This window comes from Campylobacter sp. BCW_6889 (assembly GCF_001762535.1).
Classification (GTDB): domain Bacteria; phylum Campylobacterota; class Campylobacteria; order Campylobacterales; family Campylobacteraceae; genus Campylobacter_D; species Campylobacter_D jejuni.
Genome location: NZ_MJWZ01000066.1, coordinates 1 through 2,565, shown reverse-complemented (window position 1 = coordinate 2,565; position 2,565 = coordinate 1). Strand labels below are relative to the sequence as shown.

The 2,565-nt window shown below is 22.5% G+C and carries 2 protein-coding genes and 1 pseudogene; all 3 read left to right on the top strand.

Going from position 1 to position 2,565, the window contains the following annotated elements:
- Positions 1-41: 41 nt before the first annotated feature.
- Complete coding sequence (locus AJ939_RS07275; protein WP_070276503.1) at positions 42-884, top strand: glycosyltransferase family 2 protein; 843 nt, start codon at positions 42-44, stop codon at positions 882-884.
- 183 nt (positions 885-1,067) lie between these two features.
- A pseudogene (locus tag AJ939_RS11370) lies at positions 1,068-1,308 on the top strand (glycosyltransferase family 2 protein); the annotation flags it as partial.
- Between the two features lie 966 nt (positions 1,309-2,274).
- Positions 2,275-2,565, top strand: a 291-nt coding sequence (locus AJ939_RS07265) for a glycosyltransferase family 2 protein (protein ID WP_148115608.1), incomplete at its 3' end; no start/stop codon positions are given.

Here is a 2,565-nt window from a genome sequence, read left to right as displayed (position 1 = left end):
ATTTTATTTGCGCCATCCTAAAAAACTTTTTAAGAAAAATAATGTCTAAAATTTCAATAATTGTACCCACCTATAATGTAGAAAAATATATAGCAAGAGCTTTGGAAAGTTGCATAAATCAAACCTTTAAAGATATAGAAATAATCGTTGTGGATGATTGTGGAAATGACAAAAGTATAGAAATAGCTAAAGAATATGCCAAAAAAGATACAAGAATAAAAATAATCCATAATAAAACAAACCTAGGCACCTTTGCAGCCAGAAATAATGGTGTTAAACATTCAAATAGTGAGTATTTGATGTTTTTAGATCCTGATGATTATTTAGAGCTTGATATTTGTAAAATAGCAATGGAAAATATAAATGAATATGTATTGCTATCTTTTTCATATGTAAAAATAAATAAAAATAACTATGAAATTTTTTCAGCAAAATGGAAAAATTGGCAAGAATACTTGAAAATTATCAAAAAAAAGCAATTTACACCTTGGAATTTGTGTAATTTAATTGTAAAAAAAGATTTTTATTTAAAACAAATATTATTATCTTTTCAAAATTATAATTTAATTTTTGCAGAGGATTTATTTGTTTTTGCTTTGTTGATTAATGAGAAGATAAAATCAATCGAATACGTTGGTTATTATTATATTGTTAATGATAATTCTATAACAAATTTAGATAAAGTGGATGAAAAATTGGCAGATTGTGAAAAAATTTTAAAACTTATAAGAAATTCTAAAATTAATTTGAATGTTAAAAAATATTATTTATATTTTTTAAATATTGAAATTTTAGATTGTAAATATAGATTGCATTTTATTAATAAATATTATTATAAAATAATAAAAATTGGATTTCATATGAAAAAAAAGTTAAAATTATAAGTAATTTATAATTGTCTAGTGTTTAATATTATAGATTAATTAAATTATTGTTTCTTTCATCTATTTTTTTAAATTCAAAAAAAAGTTAATTTTATATTATAAAATTTTTAATATTATTATTAATATATAATTATTTTTTTATTTTCTATTTTATATAATCTTTAAAAAACAAAGAAGGTGTATATGAATGTTTCTTTTGTTTCTATTATAATCCCAATCTATAATGTGGAAAAATACCTAGATGAGTGTTTAAAAAGCGTCATAAATCAAACCTATAAAAATTTAGATATTATTTTAGTCGATGATGGAAGCACTGATAATAGCTTAAATATCGCTAAAGAATATGCTAAAAAAGATGAAAGAATTTTTCTTATTATAAAAGAAAATGGTGGTTTAAGTTCAGCTAGAAATGCGGGTTTAGAATTTATCAAAGATACAAAATTAAGAGAATTTTTTGAAAATGAAGATAATATTGTAAGCTACAAAAGCACAAATGCTTTTAAAAACAATACTAAAGAACTTGCAAAAGAAGAAATAAATAAAAACTTTACAAAACTTAGTAAAAATATAATCCAAACAAAGCTTAAAAATATTAATGATTTTATAATTCAAGATTTACCTAATAATATTATTCACTTTTTAGATTCTGATGATTATTTAGAGCTTGATTGCATTGAAAAATGCGTAAATGAGATGAGTAAAGATGATATAGATATTTGCACACATAATATTAAAGAATTTCTTGAAGAAGGTCAAGTATTTAGACAACAAGCAGAATGTGATATTTATTTAAATTGTAAATACGCTAAAAATATCAGTGGGATTGATTTTTTTAAAAAGAATGATATTTGCGAGTTTTATTTTGCTTGGCAAGGAGCTTTTAGGGCAAGTTTATTAAATGTCTATAAGCTTCGTTTTACTTATGGGATTTATCATGAAGATCATGATTTTGGAACTATATTATTCTTAAGCGCTAAAAAGATAACTTGTATTAAAGAAGAGTTGTTAATTTATAGAATTCGAGCCAATTCTATAATAAAAAGTGAAAAAGAAAAAATAATTCCTAAAAATATGCCTTTTTATTTAGAGTCTTTAAGAGATTATTTTGATGATTATTCTAAGCTTAGAGCTTATTTTAAGGCTTATTGTATGTGTAAGATTGGAGTCAATATCCTACTTTTTTGCAAAGAAAGCAGGATATTAAATGAAAAATTAGCAAATAAGATATTTTTACATTATATTCATTATTATATTGAGCAATATTATCCTTTAAATTATCTCAATATAAAGGCTTTATTTTCTTCAGTCGGTATCAATTTAAGATTTTTTAGATTTAGATTACTATTTAGATTTTATTTGCGCCATCCTAAAAAACTTTTTAAGAAAAATAATGTCTAAAATTTCAATAATTGTACCCACCTATAATGTAGAAAAATATATAGCAAGAGCTTTGGAAAGTTGCATAAATCAAACCTTTAAAGATATAGAAATAATCGTTGTGGATGATTGTGGAAATGACAAAAGTATAGAAATAGCTAAAGAATATGCCAAAAAAGATACAAGAATAAAAATAATCCATAATAAAACAAACCTAGGCACCTTTGCAGCCAGAAATAATGGTGTTAAACATTCAAATAGTGAGTATTTGATGTTTTTAGATCCTGATGATTATTTAGAGCTT